At 64.3% G+C, this 16,787-nt stretch carries 10 protein-coding genes and 1 other annotated feature; of the genes, 7 read left to right on the top strand and 3 right to left on the bottom strand.

The genetic code is table 11. The annotated features are described in order from the left end of the window. The 7 genes from GXP39_19960 to GXP39_19930 form a co-directional block, all read left to right on the top strand. The coding region (locus tag GXP39_19960; protein ID NOZ30310.1) for a sulfatase-like hydrolase/transferase at positions 1-1,331 on the top strand (1,331 nt) is incomplete at its 5' end. 575 nt (positions 1,332-1,906) lie between these two features. Continuing rightward, on the top strand, positions 1,907-4,066 hold the full coding sequence (locus tag GXP39_19955; protein ID NOZ30309.1) for a hypothetical protein: 2,160 nt from the start codon (positions 1,907-1,909) through the stop codon (positions 4,064-4,066). A gap of 83 nt (positions 4,067-4,149) precedes the next feature. After that, complete coding sequence (locus GXP39_19950) at positions 4,150-5,448, top strand: hypothetical protein (GenBank protein ID NOZ30308.1); 1,299 nt, start codon at positions 4,150-4,152, stop codon at positions 5,446-5,448. Between the two features lie 430 nt (positions 5,449-5,878). Next, positions 5,879-6,148 (top strand) — a binding site (T-box leader). Positions 6,149-6,344: 196 nt separating this feature from the next. Beyond that, complete coding sequence (locus GXP39_19945; GenBank protein NOZ30307.1) at positions 6,345-6,788, top strand: GNAT family N-acetyltransferase; 444 nt, start codon at positions 6,345-6,347, stop codon at positions 6,786-6,788. Positions 6,789-6,905: 117 nt separating this feature from the next. Next, a complete protein-coding gene (locus GXP39_19940; protein NOZ30306.1) occupies positions 6,906-7,631 on the top strand; it encodes an alanyl-tRNA editing protein in 726 nt (241 codons plus the stop codon). Next, positions 7,628-9,028, top strand: coding sequence for an MATE family efflux transporter (locus tag GXP39_19935; GenBank protein NOZ30305.1), 1,401 nt, complete (start codon positions 7,628-7,630; stop codon positions 9,026-9,028). The genes GXP39_19940 and GXP39_19935 overlap by 4 nt, the downstream gene beginning before the upstream one ends. Before the next feature lie 1,012 nt (positions 9,029-10,040). Further along, positions 10,041-12,938 (top strand): isoleucine--tRNA ligase, encoded by a 2,898-nt coding sequence (locus tag GXP39_19930; GenBank protein NOZ30304.1) that lies wholly within the window; start codon positions 10,041-10,043, stop codon positions 12,936-12,938. Here GXP39_19930 and GXP39_19925 read toward each other — a convergent pair. The 3 genes from GXP39_19925 to GXP39_19915 form a co-directional block, all read right to left on the bottom strand. Then, positions 12,321-13,766 (bottom strand): hypothetical protein, encoded by a 1,446-nt coding sequence (locus tag GXP39_19925; protein ID NOZ30303.1) that lies wholly within the window; start codon positions 13,764-13,766, stop codon positions 12,321-12,323. The two genes, GXP39_19930 and GXP39_19925, sit on opposite strands and share 618 nt — an antisense overlap. A 248-nt stretch (positions 13,767-14,014) precedes the next feature. Next, positions 14,015-16,201, bottom strand: coding sequence for a carboxypeptidase regulatory-like domain-containing protein (locus GXP39_19920; protein ID NOZ30302.1), 2,187 nt, complete (start codon positions 16,199-16,201; stop codon positions 14,015-14,017). 123 nt (positions 16,202-16,324) lie between these two features. Beyond that, positions 16,325-16,787, bottom strand: a 463-nt coding sequence (locus GXP39_19915) for a hypothetical protein (GenBank protein NOZ30301.1), incomplete at its 5' end; no start/stop codon positions are given.

The raw sequence follows: 16,787 nt of genomic DNA, 5'->3' as shown, positions 1-16,787 counted from the left end.
TGGTGAGCGAGGGCGTGGCCTTCCTCAACGCCTACGCCCAAAATCCCATCTGCACGCCCAGCCGGGCAAGCTTCCTGACGGGCTACTACCCCAGCACACTGCACGTGCATCGCAACGGCAATGCCTACTTCCCGCCCGCCGCGGCGAGAAAGCTGATCACGCGGGCGCTGGCAAAGATCGGATATGACTGCGGGTTGGCCGGCAAACTGCACCTGTCCGCCGCCCACAATCGCGTCGAGCAACGCCCGGACGATGGATACCGGGTGTTCCGCTGGAGCCACCATCCGCACCCGGAGCCTTTCTGGCCCACGGATCGACACGACTACCAGCGATGGCTGCATGATCAGGGGATCGAGTGGGAGCGCGCCTATGGGGCCAGAGAGCTGGAGGGCTGGGACGGCGGTGAACTCTACAGCCCGGGGATCGAGGCCCGCTATCATCAGACCACCTGGTGCGCCAACGAGGCCATCGCCTTCATGACGGAGCCGCGCCAGGGCCCCTGGCTCATGAGCGTGAACCCCTTCGACCCGCACCCACCCTTCGATCCGCCTCCTGAATACCTGGAGCGGATGGACGTGGCATCCATGCCCATGCCCCTGTTCGATCCGAAGGAGATGGAAAGCCAGCTGGCGTTCCGAGGGATCGATCACCAGACGGAGGAGCCCCGCTCCCCCCACGACTACGACGCCCGCCGCATGGTCGCCGCCTACTACGCCCAGATCGAGCTGATCGACGACCAGGTGGGACGCATGCTCGACGCGCTGGAGGCCTCCGGCCAACGGGAGAACACCATCATCATCTTCATGAGCGATCACGGCGAAATGTTGGGGGATCACGGGCTGCTCTTCAAGGGATGTCGATTCTACGAGGGGGCGGTCCACATCCCATTGATCCTCTCCTGGCCGGGCCACTTCCAGGAGGGGCTCCGCAGCGACGCCCTGGTCGAGCTGACTGACATCGTGCCCACGCTGATGGAGATCATCGGGCTGCCCATCCCCGACGACATGCACGGCCGATCCCTGCTGCCCATTCTAACGGGGCAGGCCGACCCTCACTACCATCGGGACTTCGTCCTGTCCGAATATCACGACTCCCTGGCCCGGCCGTATGCCAGCCATGGGACCATGATCTTCGATGGGCGCTACAAGCTGTGCATCTACCACGGCCACGAGATCGGTGAGCTATACGATCTGCAGGAGGACCCACACGAGTTCCACAATCTGTGGTTCGACCCCGGCAGGTCATCACTGAAGCTCGACCTGATGAAGCGATGCTTCGATGCCCTGATGCTGTCCAGTGATCTGGGGCCGCCGCGAGTGGGACGATTCTGACGGCCCACCACGAAACGACCTCGATCGCCTTGATCTCCCCGACGCATCCCCAGAGACCTCGCTGAGAGTGTGTCTGAGAAATGCCGTTGCCTCTGCCGTGGGGAGCCCCTCCGGAAAAAGTCCTTCTTCTGCCTTCAACCAGCCTGGCCTCGGCCTGGGCCCTTCGGAAAGGGCCGAGAAAGGCAGGTGCAGGTAGGAAAAAGAGGCTTCCGTGGAGGGAAGATCCCCTCCACACCACCCCCTGTGGAGCTGGTAGTTGGGGGAGCCCCCTTAGACACCTTGCGGCAAATTTTCAGGCACGCTCTGAGACAGGCGTCGGCGTCTCTGATGTGGGAAGCGCATACCCCAGAATTGGCGTCATAGATAGGATGCGTCGCCCCTACGTAGCCGGCGCCCCTTCAGGCTTCCCCTCTTTTCTCCAGCCCTCCAGCGTGGCACGTCCCCACCCCGGTGTCAGTTACCTGGCAGTCCACTATGCTATAGACGACTGTGAAGGGATAAGGGAGCCTACCTCCGGGCGCCCTTATGCGAGATCACTCCACGATGACTGATACCGCCTGATCGGGAGGATAGCCATGCGGCCCAGGTGTCTCCTACATGTCCTGTACGTGTGCACCGCCATCGCCCTGGCGGGAGAGATCCTCATGGTCCCGGGGAAGATCGCCGCCCAAACGGCTCGGCCGGAGGCCGAACGATCGATGGCCGCCTCCTGGCAGATCGAGGATATCGACGGGGGAATGGTCGGCCGGAACTATGGCCGCTGGTTGCGCATCGACGCGAGCGACAGACCGCACCTCGTCTACGGCATGCTCCACCTTCGTGCCGCCCATCGGGAGGGTGCAATCTGGCACAACGAAACGGTGGACGGCTCACACCTGCTGGATGGCGACGGGGCGATGACCCTGGACCCCGCCGGCCGGGCTCATATCGCCTACCATGACGCATGGGATCATGACCTCAGATACGCCTATGAGGATGCCGCCGGCTGGCACATCGAGGTGATCGATAGCGAGGGGGATGTGGGGCAATGGGCCGACATCGGCCTGGACCCGAACGGCTACCCGCACATCAGCTACTACGACGCGACCCACCAACACCTCAAGGTGGCCTACCGTGACGCCGCCGGCTGGCACACGACTACCGTAGACGGCGCGATGGGGGTCGGGAAGTATACATCGCTGGCGGTCGCCCCCACGCCGCCTTACGCCGTGCACGTCGTCTATTACGACGAGGCCCATCAGCGCTACAAGCACGCCCGTTGGACCGGCTCGGCGTGGGACATCGCGATCGTCGATACGGGCATCTCATCCAGCTCGCGCTGCTCGCTGGCGGTGGACGGATCGGGGCGCCCTCATGTCGCCTATCAGGCCGGCGGCGCGGTGAAATACGCCTTCCAGGACGCCAGCGGATGGCATACGACTACCGTGGAAGCGCCCGGCAGCGTCACGGCCCCCAGCCTGGATCTGGAACGCACCTCCCCATATACGCCCCACATCGCCTATGGGAATCCCCAGGGCAAGGTGGTCCGATACGCCCGCAAAAACGCATCCCAATGGGCCATCGCCACCGTCACCGATGACTTCCGAGGGGGCTCCGTCGCCCTGGCCCTGGACAGCAGCGGACAGCCGCACATCGCATACGATCGATCCAATCAGGAGATCTACTACGCATCGCCAAGCGGCGTCACCTGGAACAGCCAGTTGACCATCCGCACCGGAGGAAGGGCCGGCCGATGGGCTCACATGGCCTGGTCCAAGAACGGCCGGCCCCATGCCATCTACTTCACCGACAACAGCCCTCACGAGTACCGATACGCTTATCGAGATGCGACCGGATGGCACGTCGAGAGGCTGAATGTGACCGGCCAGTTGGGCGTGCATAATGCCATCGCTGTGGACGCGGCTGGACGCCCCCATGTGGTGTTCGACAACGACATCGAGGGCGCCAACACGCTGCGATACGGCTACCGGGACGACGCAGGCTGGCATTACGAGGATCTCCCTCTCGCCGACGTCAAGTATCCTTCCCTGGCCATCGATCGGAGCGGCTACCCGCATATCAGCTACACGCGCGGCAATTACACATTCCTGGGCCTGTTCCACACCTACAAGGACGCGGCCGGCTGGCATCACGAGACGGTGGAGGATGGTTACGTGGGCTCATACACCTCGCTGGTCCTGGACGCGGCCGGCCGCGCGCACATCAGCTACGCCGACGAGAGCGAAAAGGATCTCAAGTATGCGTACCAGGACGCCGCTGGATGGCACACCACGCTGGTGGACCGATTCTGGAACGTCGGGCTGTGGACCTCGCTGGCGCTGGATGCGGCCGGATATGCCCACATCAGCTACGCCGATGCCAGCAGGAAGAACCTCAAGTACGCTTACCAGGACGCCGCCGGCTGGCATCGGGTGACGGTGGATGCCACAGATGATGTCGGGCTCTACACCTCTCTGGCGCTGGATGGGGCCGGACATCCCCACATCAGCTACTACGACAGCACTCACGGCGATCTCAAGTACGCCTACCAGGACGCCACAGGCTGGCACTTCGAGGTCCCAGACAGCTATCCCAACTACTACCGCGTGGGCGTCTACACCTCCCTATACCTGGACGACGACGGCCGGCCGCATATCGGCTACTACGACGACCACGCGGGGATCATCAAGTACGCATACCGATCGGAGTCCCCCGGGAACGGATTTCACGTGTATCTGCCCGCCATCGCAAAGTAAGCCTCCAGTGCCGTCTCACACGATCCGATCATTGATACAGATATCACGTCTCAGCCACAACCACGAGTATTCAGGAGGAACCCGTGAAAACCCATCTCCTCATGCTCACAGCCCTTATCCTCATGCTGGCGCCGACGCCCACCAGCTCGGCGCTCGGCCAGGAGGGCCATGCGGCCATATCCCGCACCCTGGATCCGGTGGTCCTCACCGGCGATCGGATGCCCGCGTGGTCCGGCGTCCCACTCGACGAGCTCTTCCTCTACGCGTACCACAAGGCCAGCGGCTGGGAACAGATCCCCTGGCAGTTCGACGAGGTACAGGGAGGCATCTACGTCTCAGCCGAAGACGGCCTGTTAGACGGGGACGATGAGCTCGCCTTCATGGCCCGGGATTGCGGCGAGCAAGCCCAGACCGCCCCATGGATCGCGGACGCAAGCGCCCGCAGCCACGCACGCTACGAGATCCTGGTCACCGATCCCCTCCACCCTCAGGAGCGCTGCTGGGTCTATCTCTACCGGTCCACTACCCTGAGTAAGAGCACGACGCGCGATTATGTGAACTTCAGCGAGTATACGGCCTCCAGCAGCATCTATCAACTGACCATGAAAAAGGCCAACCTCATCGCCGAGACCCTGAAGCTATTCGGCAGCACAACCGACGTACTCGACCGGACCAAGGTACGCGTGCAGGCGAGCGGCCTCTCGATCACCGAGGATGAACTCGTCATGGTCGATCCCCGAAGCGACTGGCACTCGATTCGCGACGGGGATGTCCGCACCATCACGCACTTCGTGGGGTACGACGATGAGACTTCACAAACGTGGATCCTCCTCACCCTCACGAACTACCAGAGCATGTTCTACGAGCATGTGAGCCTCGACCTGAGCGATGTGATCGCCACGCTGGACCTGTTCCGCTACTCGGCCGACCTCTCGCCAGCGATAGTGGGCGGGACCTACTATGACGCCAACACCCCCGCGGGGGTCGCCGTGGACGGTCACGCCGACGCAGTGCCCGCCACTCCCTTCAGCGCGTGGAACCAGGTCAGCCATCCCTCCCTGGGCACCATCGTCCAGATCATCGATCCGTCGCCGCTGGGCGGGACGCCTCAAACGTACTACAGGGATGACAGTGCCTGGAGCAGCGCCGATACCGGCGACCATAAGTCCTACGCGGACCCGGGCGTGTTGGTGAGCCAGAGCAACGCGAACCTGACGTTCGATGTGTGGTATTACATCCTGCCCGCCGCCCAGCCCAACGTGGGAGCAGGCTATGCGGCCGCCAGCGCACATCCGCTGGAAGCCCAGGCCACCCGGCAGACCTTTGCCTCCGTGCCGCAGTCCCAACATGCCCTGTACATCCCCCTCATCGCCACCCAGTAGGGGCGCCCCTCGTGGGCGCCCAGGGGCAGCCACAAGGCCTGTCCCATGCGCATCAACTTAACAGCACAAGTGGGACCCTCGCTTGCCACCATTTCCCCTCCAAGAGCAATCGCGCTTGGAAGGGGAGGTGCGGAGGGGCTTCCCCTCCGCAAAGGAAAAGCTTCTTCTCGCCTTTACCTGCCTGATTGGGACCTCGGCCCGTGGCATCCGGCCCCACGGGGCAGGTAAAGGGCTGAAAATGGATTTCTTTGGAGGGGCTGACGCCCCTCCAAACCACCCCAAGGACGCAGGATCATGCCTCCGTACCGCTTGAATTGATGCCTATGGGGCAGTCACAAGGGCAGCCACGGCTTGCTGTGCATGCCAAGAGAGCGCAGGTTTGACGCACCCGGAGGCCCGTGGTATAGTCGTATTGCACAAAACGGTGCCCTGAAAGGCGATGATGGAAACGAGTAGGCGCGGACCGTTCGGCACAGAGAGCCCGGGGAAGGTGGGAGCCGGGTGCGAACCCCACGCCGAAAATCCTTCCGGAGCCGCCAACCGAACGTGAGGGGTCAGGAGCCCCTCACCAGTAGACTTGGCCGGGGTCGTGGTCCGTTATCCACCACGGGAGGATGATGGTCCTCCACAGAGGGAGCGCAAACATGTCGCGCTAACAGGGGTGGTACCGCGGGAGCGAGTGGGAGCTCTCGTCCCCTTTGGGGACGGGGGCTTTTCGTTTGATGGTCCAGATACATGGCTTTTTTGCAGCACGACTCTGTATCTTGTGCGGGTAGCGGAGGGCAATGTCCTCCACTACCCGGAAGGCAAAGCTTGAGATAATCCTGGGGAAAGGCGCCATGGAGGCTCAGGGGACGAGAGACAACTGCACGATACGGCGAGCTGTTCCACAGGACATGGACGTCCTGACGGAGCTATGGGAGGAGATGATGCGCTTCCACGCCGGGCTCGATGCGCGCATCCGTCCAGCGCCCGACGGGACGCATCCCTGGCGGGAATACATGCAAAACATCCTCGAACAGGAGGACGCGTGTGTGCTCGTCGCCGAGGCCAAAGGCCGGGTCGTGGGCTACATCGTCGGCTACATGCAGACCCCACCTCCCGTGTTTCAACCCGCCCGATACGGCTACGTATCTGACATCTGCGTCGCCGCGGACACGCGGCGTCGGGGGATCGGCCGGACGCTGTTCGAGCACCTGGTCGCATGGTTCCAGGAGCAGGAGGCGGACCACGTCGAGCTGAGCGTGGCCGCCCGGAACACGGCAGCCCAGGCCTTCTGGCGAAAGATGGGGTGCCAAGACTACATGCACCGACTCTGGTATCCACTGTCCAAACGATAGCCTACTCAAACGGTGGGGTTCCGTGAGATAGCGATAGAGGCGAGCAGGCATCCGCCCTATACCCCTCACGGCATCTTCACCGGAGGCGACACGCCATCACCAAGCGAGGGAGCGGACATGACGGAGCTACTCTATCTGACGGACAGCTATCTGCGAGAATTCCCCGCCCGGGTGACGGAGGTGGACGAGGAAGCGGGAGCCGTCGCCTTGGATCGGACGGCCTTCTACCCGGGCGGCGGCGGTCAGCCCCACGACACGGGCTGGCTGGAGATCGCGGGGCAGGCGATCCCGGTCACCCGCGTGAAGCGGACCGGGGACGCGGTCTGGCACACCCTGGACCTCTCGCAGGGAGGGGAGCTGCCGGCCGTGGGCGCGGAGGTGACCGGCCGGCTGGACTGGGAGCGACGCTACGCGCTCATGCGCACGCACACGGCGCTGCACATCCTGTGCGGCGTCATCTGGCGCGATTACGGCGCGGCCGTGACCGGCGGCAACATGCAGCCCGGCCGGGCCCGCATGGACTTTGAGTTCGAGCACATGCATGCCGACCTGGTGCACGAGATCGAGGAGAAGATCAACAGGGAAGTGGACGCCGCCCGGGATGTTCGCATCCGCATCCTGCCCCGGGAGGAGGCGTTCCAGATCCCCGATCTCATCCGCACCAAGATCAACCTGCTGCCCGAGCACATCACCGAGGTGCGCACGGTGGAGATCGTCGGCCTGGACCTGCAAGCGGACGGAGGCACGCACGTCGCCAACACCCGGGAGGTCGGCCGAATCCAGATCGTCGATTACAAGAGCAAGGGGCGCATTAACAAGCGGCTGGTGATCGAGTTGTCATGAGTCGCCCGGCGTTGCCCTCGCTGCCGCATCGGCTGCGTGATCTGGGGCATCGGGTCCACGCCCACCCGCCAGGCGAGTCGATCGCCCGAGAGGTGTTGACCCTGGCCCTGCCGGCCGTGGGCGAGCAGATGCTGAACATGGCCGTCGGCATCGTGAACACGTTCCTGGTCGGCCATCTGAGCGCCGCCGCGCTGACGGGCGTGGGGCTATCCACCCAGCTCATCATGATGACCATCGCGCTGGTCGCCGCCGTCACGACGGGGAGCACGGCGCTCATCGCCCGAGCGGTGGGGGCACGCGATTTCCGCACCGCTAATCGCGTGCTGGGCCAGTCCATGCTGCTCGGCGGCGTCATCGGCATCGTTACGACCCTGCTGGGGGTGGGGCTCGCTCACCGGGCCTTATACCTGATGGGCGCCCGGGACGACGCGCTGAGGCTGGGCACGGAGTACCTGCGCATCGTCTCGGTCACCTTCCTGCTTTCGACGCTGATGTTCGTAGGCAACGCCTGTCTGCGGGGAGCGGGGGACACACGCACCCCCCTGCGCATCATGATGCTGGTAAACGGGGTCAATATCGTCGTGGCATGGGTGTTGATTAACGGGACCTTCGGGCTCCCACAACTCGGCGTGGTCGGGGCCGCCCTGGGAGCGACGGTGGGACGGGGTCTGGGAGGGGCGCTGGTCCTTCGAGCGCTGCTCCATGGGCGATCCGGGCTCCGGCTTCAGCGCCTGCCGTGGGCTCCCAACCTATCGACGATCGGGCGAATCCTGCACGTCGGCCTGCCCTCCGGCGCCGAGCAATTGCTCCTGCGCCTGGGACAGATCTCCTTCGTCCGCATCGTGGCCGCGCTGGGGACCACCGCCTATGCCGCTCACTCCGTGGCCCTGAACACGGAGTCGCTCTCGTTCATGCCCGGGTTCGGCTTCGCCGTGGCCGCCACGACGCTGGTGGGACAGGGGTTGGGCGCGCAGGACGATCGCCTGGCCGAACGCTACGGCTACGTCTCATACGCCCTGGGAGCGGCCATCATGGGGCTGATGGGCGTCGTCTTCATCCTCTTCGCCCGGCCGCTGGTGAGCGTCTTCACCGACGACGCCGAGGTGATCGCCCTGGCCACGGGGCCGCTGCGCCTGATCGGGTTCGTGCAACCCATGCTGGCCGCGATGATGATCTTCGCCGGGGCGCTGCGAGGGGCCGGGGATACCCGGGCGCCCATGCTGATCACCGGCGCCGCGCTCTGGCTGATCCGCGTCCCGCTGGGGGCGCTGGTCGTCCTCGTCCTGGGCTGGGGGCTCCAGGGCGCCTGGACGGTCATGGCCATCGACCTCAGCCTGCGCGGCGCGCTCAACTTCCTGCGGTTTCGGAGCGGGCGCTGGAAGGCGGTGCAGGTGTGAGACCCCATAGGGCATCTTCACAGAACCCAACCGGGAGGGCCGGCTTCCACACCAGGAGGATCGGATGGCTTTCGGCGATTACATGAAACCCTTCCTAGACCTAACCAGGAGGGCAGATTTCCATATCTGCCCCCTCACCAGAGGAAAACAGACAAGGTAAGGTGGGAAGCCCAACAAGGCATCTTCACAGACCCAACCGGGAGGACAGGGTTCCACACCTGCCCCCTTGCCAGAGGAAGATAGTGGGGGCTTACACGGAGAGCCACCTTAGAATGTGTCTGAGAAATGCCATTGCTTCTGCCGTGGGGAGCCCCTCCGGAAAAAGCCCTTCTTCTGCCTTCAACCTGCCTGGCCTCGGCTGGGCCCTTCGGAAAGGGCCGAGAAAGGCAGGTGCAGGCAGGAAAAAAGAGGTTTCCGTGGAGGGGAGATCCCCTCCACACCTCCCCCTGTGGAGCTGGTGGTTGAGGGAGACCCTCAGACACGCTCTTACATGCTCTCCACGGTTCAATGTGGTGCTATCTACACGGAACACGTTTTGATGGGATATCCGCCATTGGGCAGGAGGTGAACATTGGGAGAGAAAAACGAGCGTTTCAAGCCCGTTGTGACACAACCGGATTTCCCCAAGCTGGAACATGAGATCCTGCGCTTCTGGGACGAGACCCAGGCGTTCGAGCAACTGCGCCGCAAGAACGCCGGCAAACCCCGCTGGTCGTTCATCGATGGTCCCATCACGGCCAACAACCCCATGGGCGTGCACCACGCCTGGGGGCGGACCTACAAGGACCTCTACCAGCGGTTCAAGGCGATGCAGGGTTACGACGAGCGCTGGCAGAACGGCTTCGACTGCCAGGGCCTGTGGGTGGAAGTGAACGTGGAGCGGGAGCTGGGCTTCCAGTCGAAGCGGGACATCGAGGCATTCGGCATCGACCGCTTTGTGAAGCTGTGCAAGGAGCGGGTCCTGACCTACGCCGCCGTGCAGACGGAGCAGTCCATCCGGCTGGGCTACTGGATGGACTGGAACGATCCCGATCAGCTCCGGTGGCTGCGGGACAAGCTGGACGAGGACCCATCGCAGGTCATCACGGTGGAGGGCCCCCTCGGTCCAGTGACCGACACGGTGGAGCAGATCGTGGGGCGGCTGGGCCTGCCCGAGCTGGGCGGCTCCTACTTCACCTTCTCCAACGAGAACAACTACCAGATCTGGGGTTTCCTGAAGAGGTGCCAGGAGAACGGGTGGCTCTACAAGGGGACCGACGTCATGCCCTGGTGTCCCCGCTGCGGCACCGGCATCAGCCAGCATGAGATCGTGACCGATGGCTACGCCGAGCGCACCGATCCCGGGCTGACCGTGCGCTTCCCGTTGCGCGATCGCCCCGGCGAGGCGCTGCTCGTGTGGACGACCACGCCGTGGACGCTCACCAGCAACGTGGCCGCGGCGGTCGGCCCCGACCTGACCTACCTGCGCGTGCGCCAGACGGACGAGGACGGCCGCACGTGGGTTTACTACGTGGCCGAGGGCGCAGCCCGACACGCGCTGAAGGGCCCCTACGAGGTTCTGGGCAAGATCAAGGGGTCGGAGATGATCGGATGGACCTATGAGGGTCCCTTCGACGAACTGACCGCCGTGCGAGAGGCCGGCGTCCCGGAGCAGCATCGGGTCATCCCCTGGGACGAGGTGGGCGAGGAGGAGGGCACGGGGATCGTCCACATCGCCCCCGGGTGTGGCGCCGAGGACTTTCAGCTCAGCAAGGAGCACAACCTGCCGGTGATCGCCCCGCTAGACGAGTTCGGCGTCTATGTGGACGGCTTCGACTGGCTCACCGGGCGCGCCGTGGGCGCCGTGACGGAGCCCATCGTGGAGAACCTGAAGGAGAAGGGGCTGTTCTATCGCCTGGAGCCGTACACCCACCGCTATCCCGAGTGCTGGCGCTGCCACACGCCGCTGGTCTTCCGGCTGGTGGACGAATGGTTCATCTCCATGGACGAGCTGCGATACCAGATGATGGAGGTCACCCGGCAGATCCGGTGGATCCCCGAATTCGGCCTGGAGCGGGAGCTGGACTGGCTGCGCAACATGCACGACTGGATGATCTCTAAGAAGCGCTACTGGGGACTGGCGCTGCCCATCTGGGAGTGCCATAACTGCGGCCACTTCGAGGTCATCGGGAGCGAGGAGGAGTTGCAGGAGCGAGCCGTCGAGGGGTGGGACACGTTCGAGGGACATACCCCGCACCGGCCGTGGATCGACGCGGTGAAGATCCGCTGCCCCAAATGTGGCGAGCTCATCAGCCGCATCCCGGACGTGGGGAATCCCTGGCTGGACGCGGGCATCGTCCCCTTCTCCACGCTGCGGTACCGCACCGACCGAGCGTACTGGGAGAAGTGGTTCCCGGCCGACTTCATCACGGAGTCGTTCCCCGGCCAGTTCCGCAACTGGTTCTACTCGCTGCTGGCCATGAGCACCGTGTTGGAGCGTCGACCGCCGTTCCTGAACGTGCTGGGGTTCGCCACGCTGCTAGGCGAAGACGGCCGGGAGATGCACAAGTCCTGGGGCAACATGATCGAGTTCAACGAGGCGGCCGATACCATCGGCGTGGACACCATGCGCTGGATGTATTGCTCGCATCGGCCGGAGGCCAACCTGCTCTTCGGCTACAAGCTGGCCGACGAGGTGCGCCGCCGCTTCATCCTGCCGCTGTGGAACGTCTACGCCTTCTTCGTCACCTATGCCAACCTGACTCCCGACTGGCATCCTAAGGAGTGGCAGGCCGTTCCCGACCCCCAATCCCCGAACACCCAGCCCCTCGACCGCTGGGTCATCTCCCGGCTACACGAGGTCATCGGGAAGGTCACCGACCGGCTGGAGGACTACGACGCCTTTGGCGCCACCCAGGAGCTGGAGACGTTCCTGGACGATCTGAGCGACTGGTACGTGCGCCGGTCCCGCCGCCGCTTCTGGGATGGCGATCCGGCCGCGCTGGACACGCTGTACGGCGTGCTCACCACACTGGCCCGGCTGCTGGCGCCGTTCGTCCCGTTCCTGACTGAGGCGATGTACCAGAACCTGGTGCGATCCGTGGATACGGACGCGCCGGTGAGCGTGCACCTGACCGACTGGCCCCAACCCGCGGCCGAGGCGATCGATGGCGAGCTGCTGGCCGATATGGCGCTGGCCCGCCAGGTCGTGACGCTGGGGCACAGCGCCCGCAACAGCGCCAACGTCAAGCTACGCCAGCCGCTGGCCCGGGCGCTGGTCGTCCTGCCCGATCCGGCGCAGAAGGACCGCCTGCTACGCCTGGCCGGCATCGTGTCCGACGAACTGAACGTGAAGGCGCTGGAGGTGACGACTGAGGAGGCCGAGCTGGTGGAATACCGGCTGCTGCCGGACAACCGCAAGCTGGGGCCGCGCTTTGGGCGCAAGTTCCCGGCAGTGCGTCAGGCGCTGGCCGGGGTGGATGCGACGGCGGCCGTGCGCACGCTGCGCGCTGGGGAGCCGCTGACGCTGGATGTGGATGGGGAGCCCGTCCAGCTGGCGCCGGACGAGGTGATCATCCAGACGGCGCCCCGCACCGGGTTCGCGGTGGCTGCCGCGGACGGCATCACGGTGGCCGTGGACACGGAGCTCAGCGAATCGCTGGTGCACGAGGGACTGGCGCGCGAGGTGGTCCGCCGCATCCAGAACCTGCGCAAGGAGGCTGGCTTCGCCATCGAGGATCGGATCGTCACCGAGTACGCGGCCGACGGCCCCTTGGCCGCCGCCATCGCCGCCTTCGCCGACTTCATCAAGAACGAGACGCTGAGCGTGCAGCTGCGGGAGGCTGAGCAGCCGCAAGGCGAGGCCGTCCGTGAGCTGAAGGTGGATGGCCACCGGCTGGTGCTGGGCCTGCGCCGCATCGCCGGGCAATAGAAGCGGAGGAACCCCTTGGCGCCGAGATAGATCGGGTTTGTAGGCCGAGCTTCCCCCGTTCTGCAGCGCCAGCATGGGAGCTGGCGCTGCGAGCACAAAGCCGGGGCGATACGTGTATCGTCCCAGCCCAACGCGCCAGCCAGCAGGCCGAGCTCCCACGCTCGGCCTTTCATCGCTCCCCACTCCCGCCTCACGCCCCCTCGCGGTACCGGTGGCCCCGCATCCGCTCAACCGCCCACCCGGGCAGGTAGACCTCATGGCGCGAGCGATGACGATCAGCCGGCAGGTCTCCTCCAGCTCCACCGAGCGATACAGCGCCTCCTCCAGGTCCTCGCCCAGGCAGACCGAGCCGTGGTGCTGTAGCACGAGCACGCGGCTTTCATCGCTGGCCTCTGCGGCCGCCCGGGCCACCTCCTGGGTGCCCGGCAGGATGGGCGGGACGACGGCCACGTCGCCCAGGAAGTAGTTGCCCTCGAAAGTCATGGGGCGGACCTCGCCCAGCGCGGTGCCCACCACCGTCGCCAGCGGCGGGTGCAGATGCACGATGGCGTTGATCTCCGGGCGACGCTGGTAGATGGCCAGATGTAGCTGGTACTCGCTGGACGGCGGGCGTTCACCGCCGCACACGCAGCCGTTCAGGTCCACGCACACCAGATCGTCGGGCGTCAGCGCGTCCAGCGCCGTGCCGGTGGCCGTGATCCAGAACCGGTCCGCGCCGGGCGGCCGGGCGCTGATGTTCCCGCTGATCGCCTTCACCAGCCCATAGCGCACCGCCCTACGGCCGATCTCGCAGATCTGCTCCTGCAACGCGCGCTCGCTTATCTCCATGGGACACTCCGCCGAGCTCAGGATTGGAAACGCACGCCCCCATTCTACCACCGGCATCAGAAACCCGGAATTCTGAAGATGTTGTGCCCACCTCAACCAGATGATACTCCCATGCACCATCTACTTCTAGCTTTCGACATTCGTTTGCGACCGCTACCCGGCAGCGAAACACTTGGGGCGACCCGCAGGTCGCCCCAACCTTCTCACGGCTGCCGCCCAGCACGGCATATTATGTCGGATGTCCACGTTCACTCCGTGAGGATCAACGGCAGGTAGGACTCGTTCCCAGGCACCGGGGTGGGTGCCGGCGTCGGGGTCGGTGTCGCTGGAGGCACGCGCCGGGCGTACTTGAGATCGCCGTTAGAAGAGTCATGGTAGCCGATGTGAGGATAGTCGTCTCCATCCAGCGCCAGGGAGGTGTACCGGCCAACGTCGCCGCCGCTGTCCACCGTCTCGATGTGCCAGCCGGCGTCATCCTTGTAGGCGTACTTGAGGTCGCGGTTGCCCCAGTCATAGTAGCTGACGCGAGGATAGCCTCTGCCGTCCAGCGCTAGGGAGGTGAACCAGCCGACGTCGCCAGTGTTGTCCACCGTCTTCGTATGCCAGCCGGCGTCATCCTTGTGGGCGTACTTCAGATCGTGGTTGGCGACGTCTTGGTAGCTGATGTGGGGATAGCCATTCCCGTCCAATGCCAGGGAGGTATACGCGCCAACGGTGCCGACACGGTCCACCGTCTCGATGTGCCAGCCAGCCTCATCCTTATAGGCATACTTCAGGTCGCCGTTGGCCGAGTCGAAGTAGCTGATGCGGGGATGATCATCCCTGTCCAGTGCCAAGGAGGTGTACCAGCCAACCCGACCAGCGCTATCCACCGTCTCGGTATGCCAGCCATCGCTATCTTTGTGGGCATACTTCAGATCCTCGTTGGCGGCATCATAGTAGCTGATATGAGGATAGCCATCCCCGTCCAGTGCCAGGGAGATAAACCGGGTGAAGATTCCGAAGACGATTCCGCTGAAGACGGCGCTGTCCACTGTCTCGATACGCCATCCGCCGCCATCCTGGTAGGTGTACTTGAGCTCGTCGTCGCCCAGGTGGTAGTAGCTGATGTGAGGATGGCCCTCCTTGTCCAGAGCCAGAGAGGTATCCCCGCCAGACCAGAAGAGACCAACGCTGTCCACCGCCTCTGTGTGCCAGCCGACGCTATCCTTGTAGGCGTACTTAAGCTCGTCGTTGGTCAAGTCGTAATAGCTGATATGGGGATAGCCGTCTCCGTCCAGCGCCAGGGAGGAAGACCAGCCGACCGAGCCGAGGTTGTCCACCGCCTCCGTATGCCAGCCGCTGTTATCCTGATAGGCGTGCCTGAGATCGCGGTTGGTATTGTCGAAGTAGCCGATGTAGGGATAGCCGTCTCCGTCCAACGCCAGGGAGGTGTGTAATCCAACATCACCGGCGCTGTCCACCGTCTCAGTGTGCCAGCCGGCGCCATCCTGGTAGGCATGCTTGAGATCGTCGTTAGTCGAATCGTAATAGCTGATGTGGGGATGGCCGTTCCCGTCCAGAGCCAGAGAGGTGTACCCGCCAAAGGAACCCAACCCCGTATCCACCGTCTCGGTGTACCAGCCGCTGCCACCCCGATAGGCATGCCTGAGGTCGCCGTTGGCCGAGTCGAAGTAGCTGATATGAGGATGGCCACTCTCATCCAGTGCCAGGGAGGTGTACCCGCCAAAGGGACCTAGCCCCGCGTTCACTGTCTCGATGTGCCAACCGGTGGCATTCTGATAGGCATACTTGAGGCCGTGGTTGGTCTCATCGTAGTAGCTGATGTGGGGATAGCCGCTGCCGTCCAACGCCAGGGAGGTGTACCGGCCAACGTCGCCACCGCTGTCCACCGTCTCGGCGTGCCAGCCGGTGCCATCCCGGTAGGCGTACTTCAGATCCCCATTAGCCGAGTCGTAGTAGCTGATATGAGGATGGCCGCTCCCGTCCAGCGCCAGAGAGGTGTATTCACCGACGTCGCCGCCACCATCCGCCGTCTCGCTGTGCCAGCCGCTGCCATCTTTGTAGGCGTACTTCAAATCGCCGTTGAGCGCATCGTAATAGCTGATGTGAGGATAGCTGTTTCTATCCAGGGCGATGGCCGCGTCTTCACCAACGTTGGGAGAATCGTCGGCGGTCTCGTAACGCCACGCAGTGCCGTCGTAGTAAACATGATAGAGGTGATCCCCTCCATAGGCGATGTGAGGACGCCCCGCTCCATCCAGCGCCAGACTGCGGTCGCTCGTGTCAACAGCGGACCTGGGGCAATCCGCGCACTCGATGGCCCATCCCCCTTGCGCTTCGACGGGAGGCGGCATCGGCAAGATCGCCACCATCCCAGGCAAGGCCAGCGTCAGCAGCAGAACCGCCAGCCAGATACGTCTCTTGCATCTCATGATTCACCTCTGTCCGCACCTCCAAAAGCCCGGCAACAGACACGTGCCGACTAACAACTCACCTACCAAGGCCCTGCCCTCTGGGTTCCATAAGTCTTCCCGGACAAGAGCCCTGTCTCTCCTTCACTCGGCGAGGATCAACGGCAGGTAGGACTCGCCCGCCGACTCCGGTGCAGCCGTCGGCGAGGACGTAGGCGTAGCCGTCGCCGTGGCCGTAACCGTCGGCGTCGCTGTCGGCGTGGCCGTAGGCGTAGGCGTGAATGTCGCTGTCGGCGTCATCGTCGGCGTCAAAGTGGCCGTCGGCGTCGGCGTGTACCGCTGCTCCCCAAAATCCACGATGCGCTGCCCACCAGCCACCACATCCACCACGACCACATCCGGACTCGTGCTGGCGTATCCCGCCGGCTGCTCCTCCTCCACCGTGTACCGCCCAGGCCGCACATCATCGAACTGATACCACCCGCTGGGATTCGTGTTGCGCACCGTCACCAGCGCCCCCGACCCATCCCGCAGCGTCAGGTAAACCCCGGGCACACCCTCCGTCTCCCCAGCATAGGGGTCCCGATGTCCATCCCCGTCCAGATCC

The sequence above is a fragment of the Chloroflexota bacterium genome, assembly GCA_013152435.1.
Classification (GTDB): domain Bacteria; phylum Chloroflexota; class Anaerolineae; order DUEN01; family DUEN01; genus DUEN01.
This window is presented reverse-complemented; position numbering and strand designations above follow the sequence as displayed.

What these genes read in the sequence shown, in the direction of transcription:
- GXP39_19940 (NOZ30306.1), top strand. Translation starts at nt 6,906, where the DNA reads ATGACGGAGCTACTCTATCTGACGGACAGCTATCTGCGAGAATTCCCC.
- GXP39_19935 (NOZ30305.1), top strand. Translation starts at nt 7,628, where the DNA reads ATGAGTCGCCCGGCGTTGCCCTCGCTGCCGCATCGGCTGCGTGATCTG.
- GXP39_19925 (NOZ30303.1), bottom strand. Translation starts at nt 13,766, where the DNA reads ATGGAGATAAGCGAGCGCGCGTTGCAGGAGCAGATCTGCGAGATCGGC.
- GXP39_19955 (NOZ30309.1), top strand. Translation starts at nt 1,907, where the DNA reads ATGCGGCCCAGGTGTCTCCTACATGTCCTGTACGTGTGCACCGCCATC.
- GXP39_19930 (NOZ30304.1), top strand. Translation starts at nt 10,041, where the DNA reads ATGGACTGGAACGATCCCGATCAGCTCCGGTGGCTGCGGGACAAGCTG.
- GXP39_19945 (NOZ30307.1), top strand. Translation starts at nt 6,345, where the DNA reads ATGGACGTCCTGACGGAGCTATGGGAGGAGATGATGCGCTTCCACGCC.
- GXP39_19920 (NOZ30302.1), bottom strand. Translation starts at nt 16,201, where the DNA reads ATGAGATGCAAGAGACGTATCTGGCTGGCGGTTCTGCTGCTGACGCTG.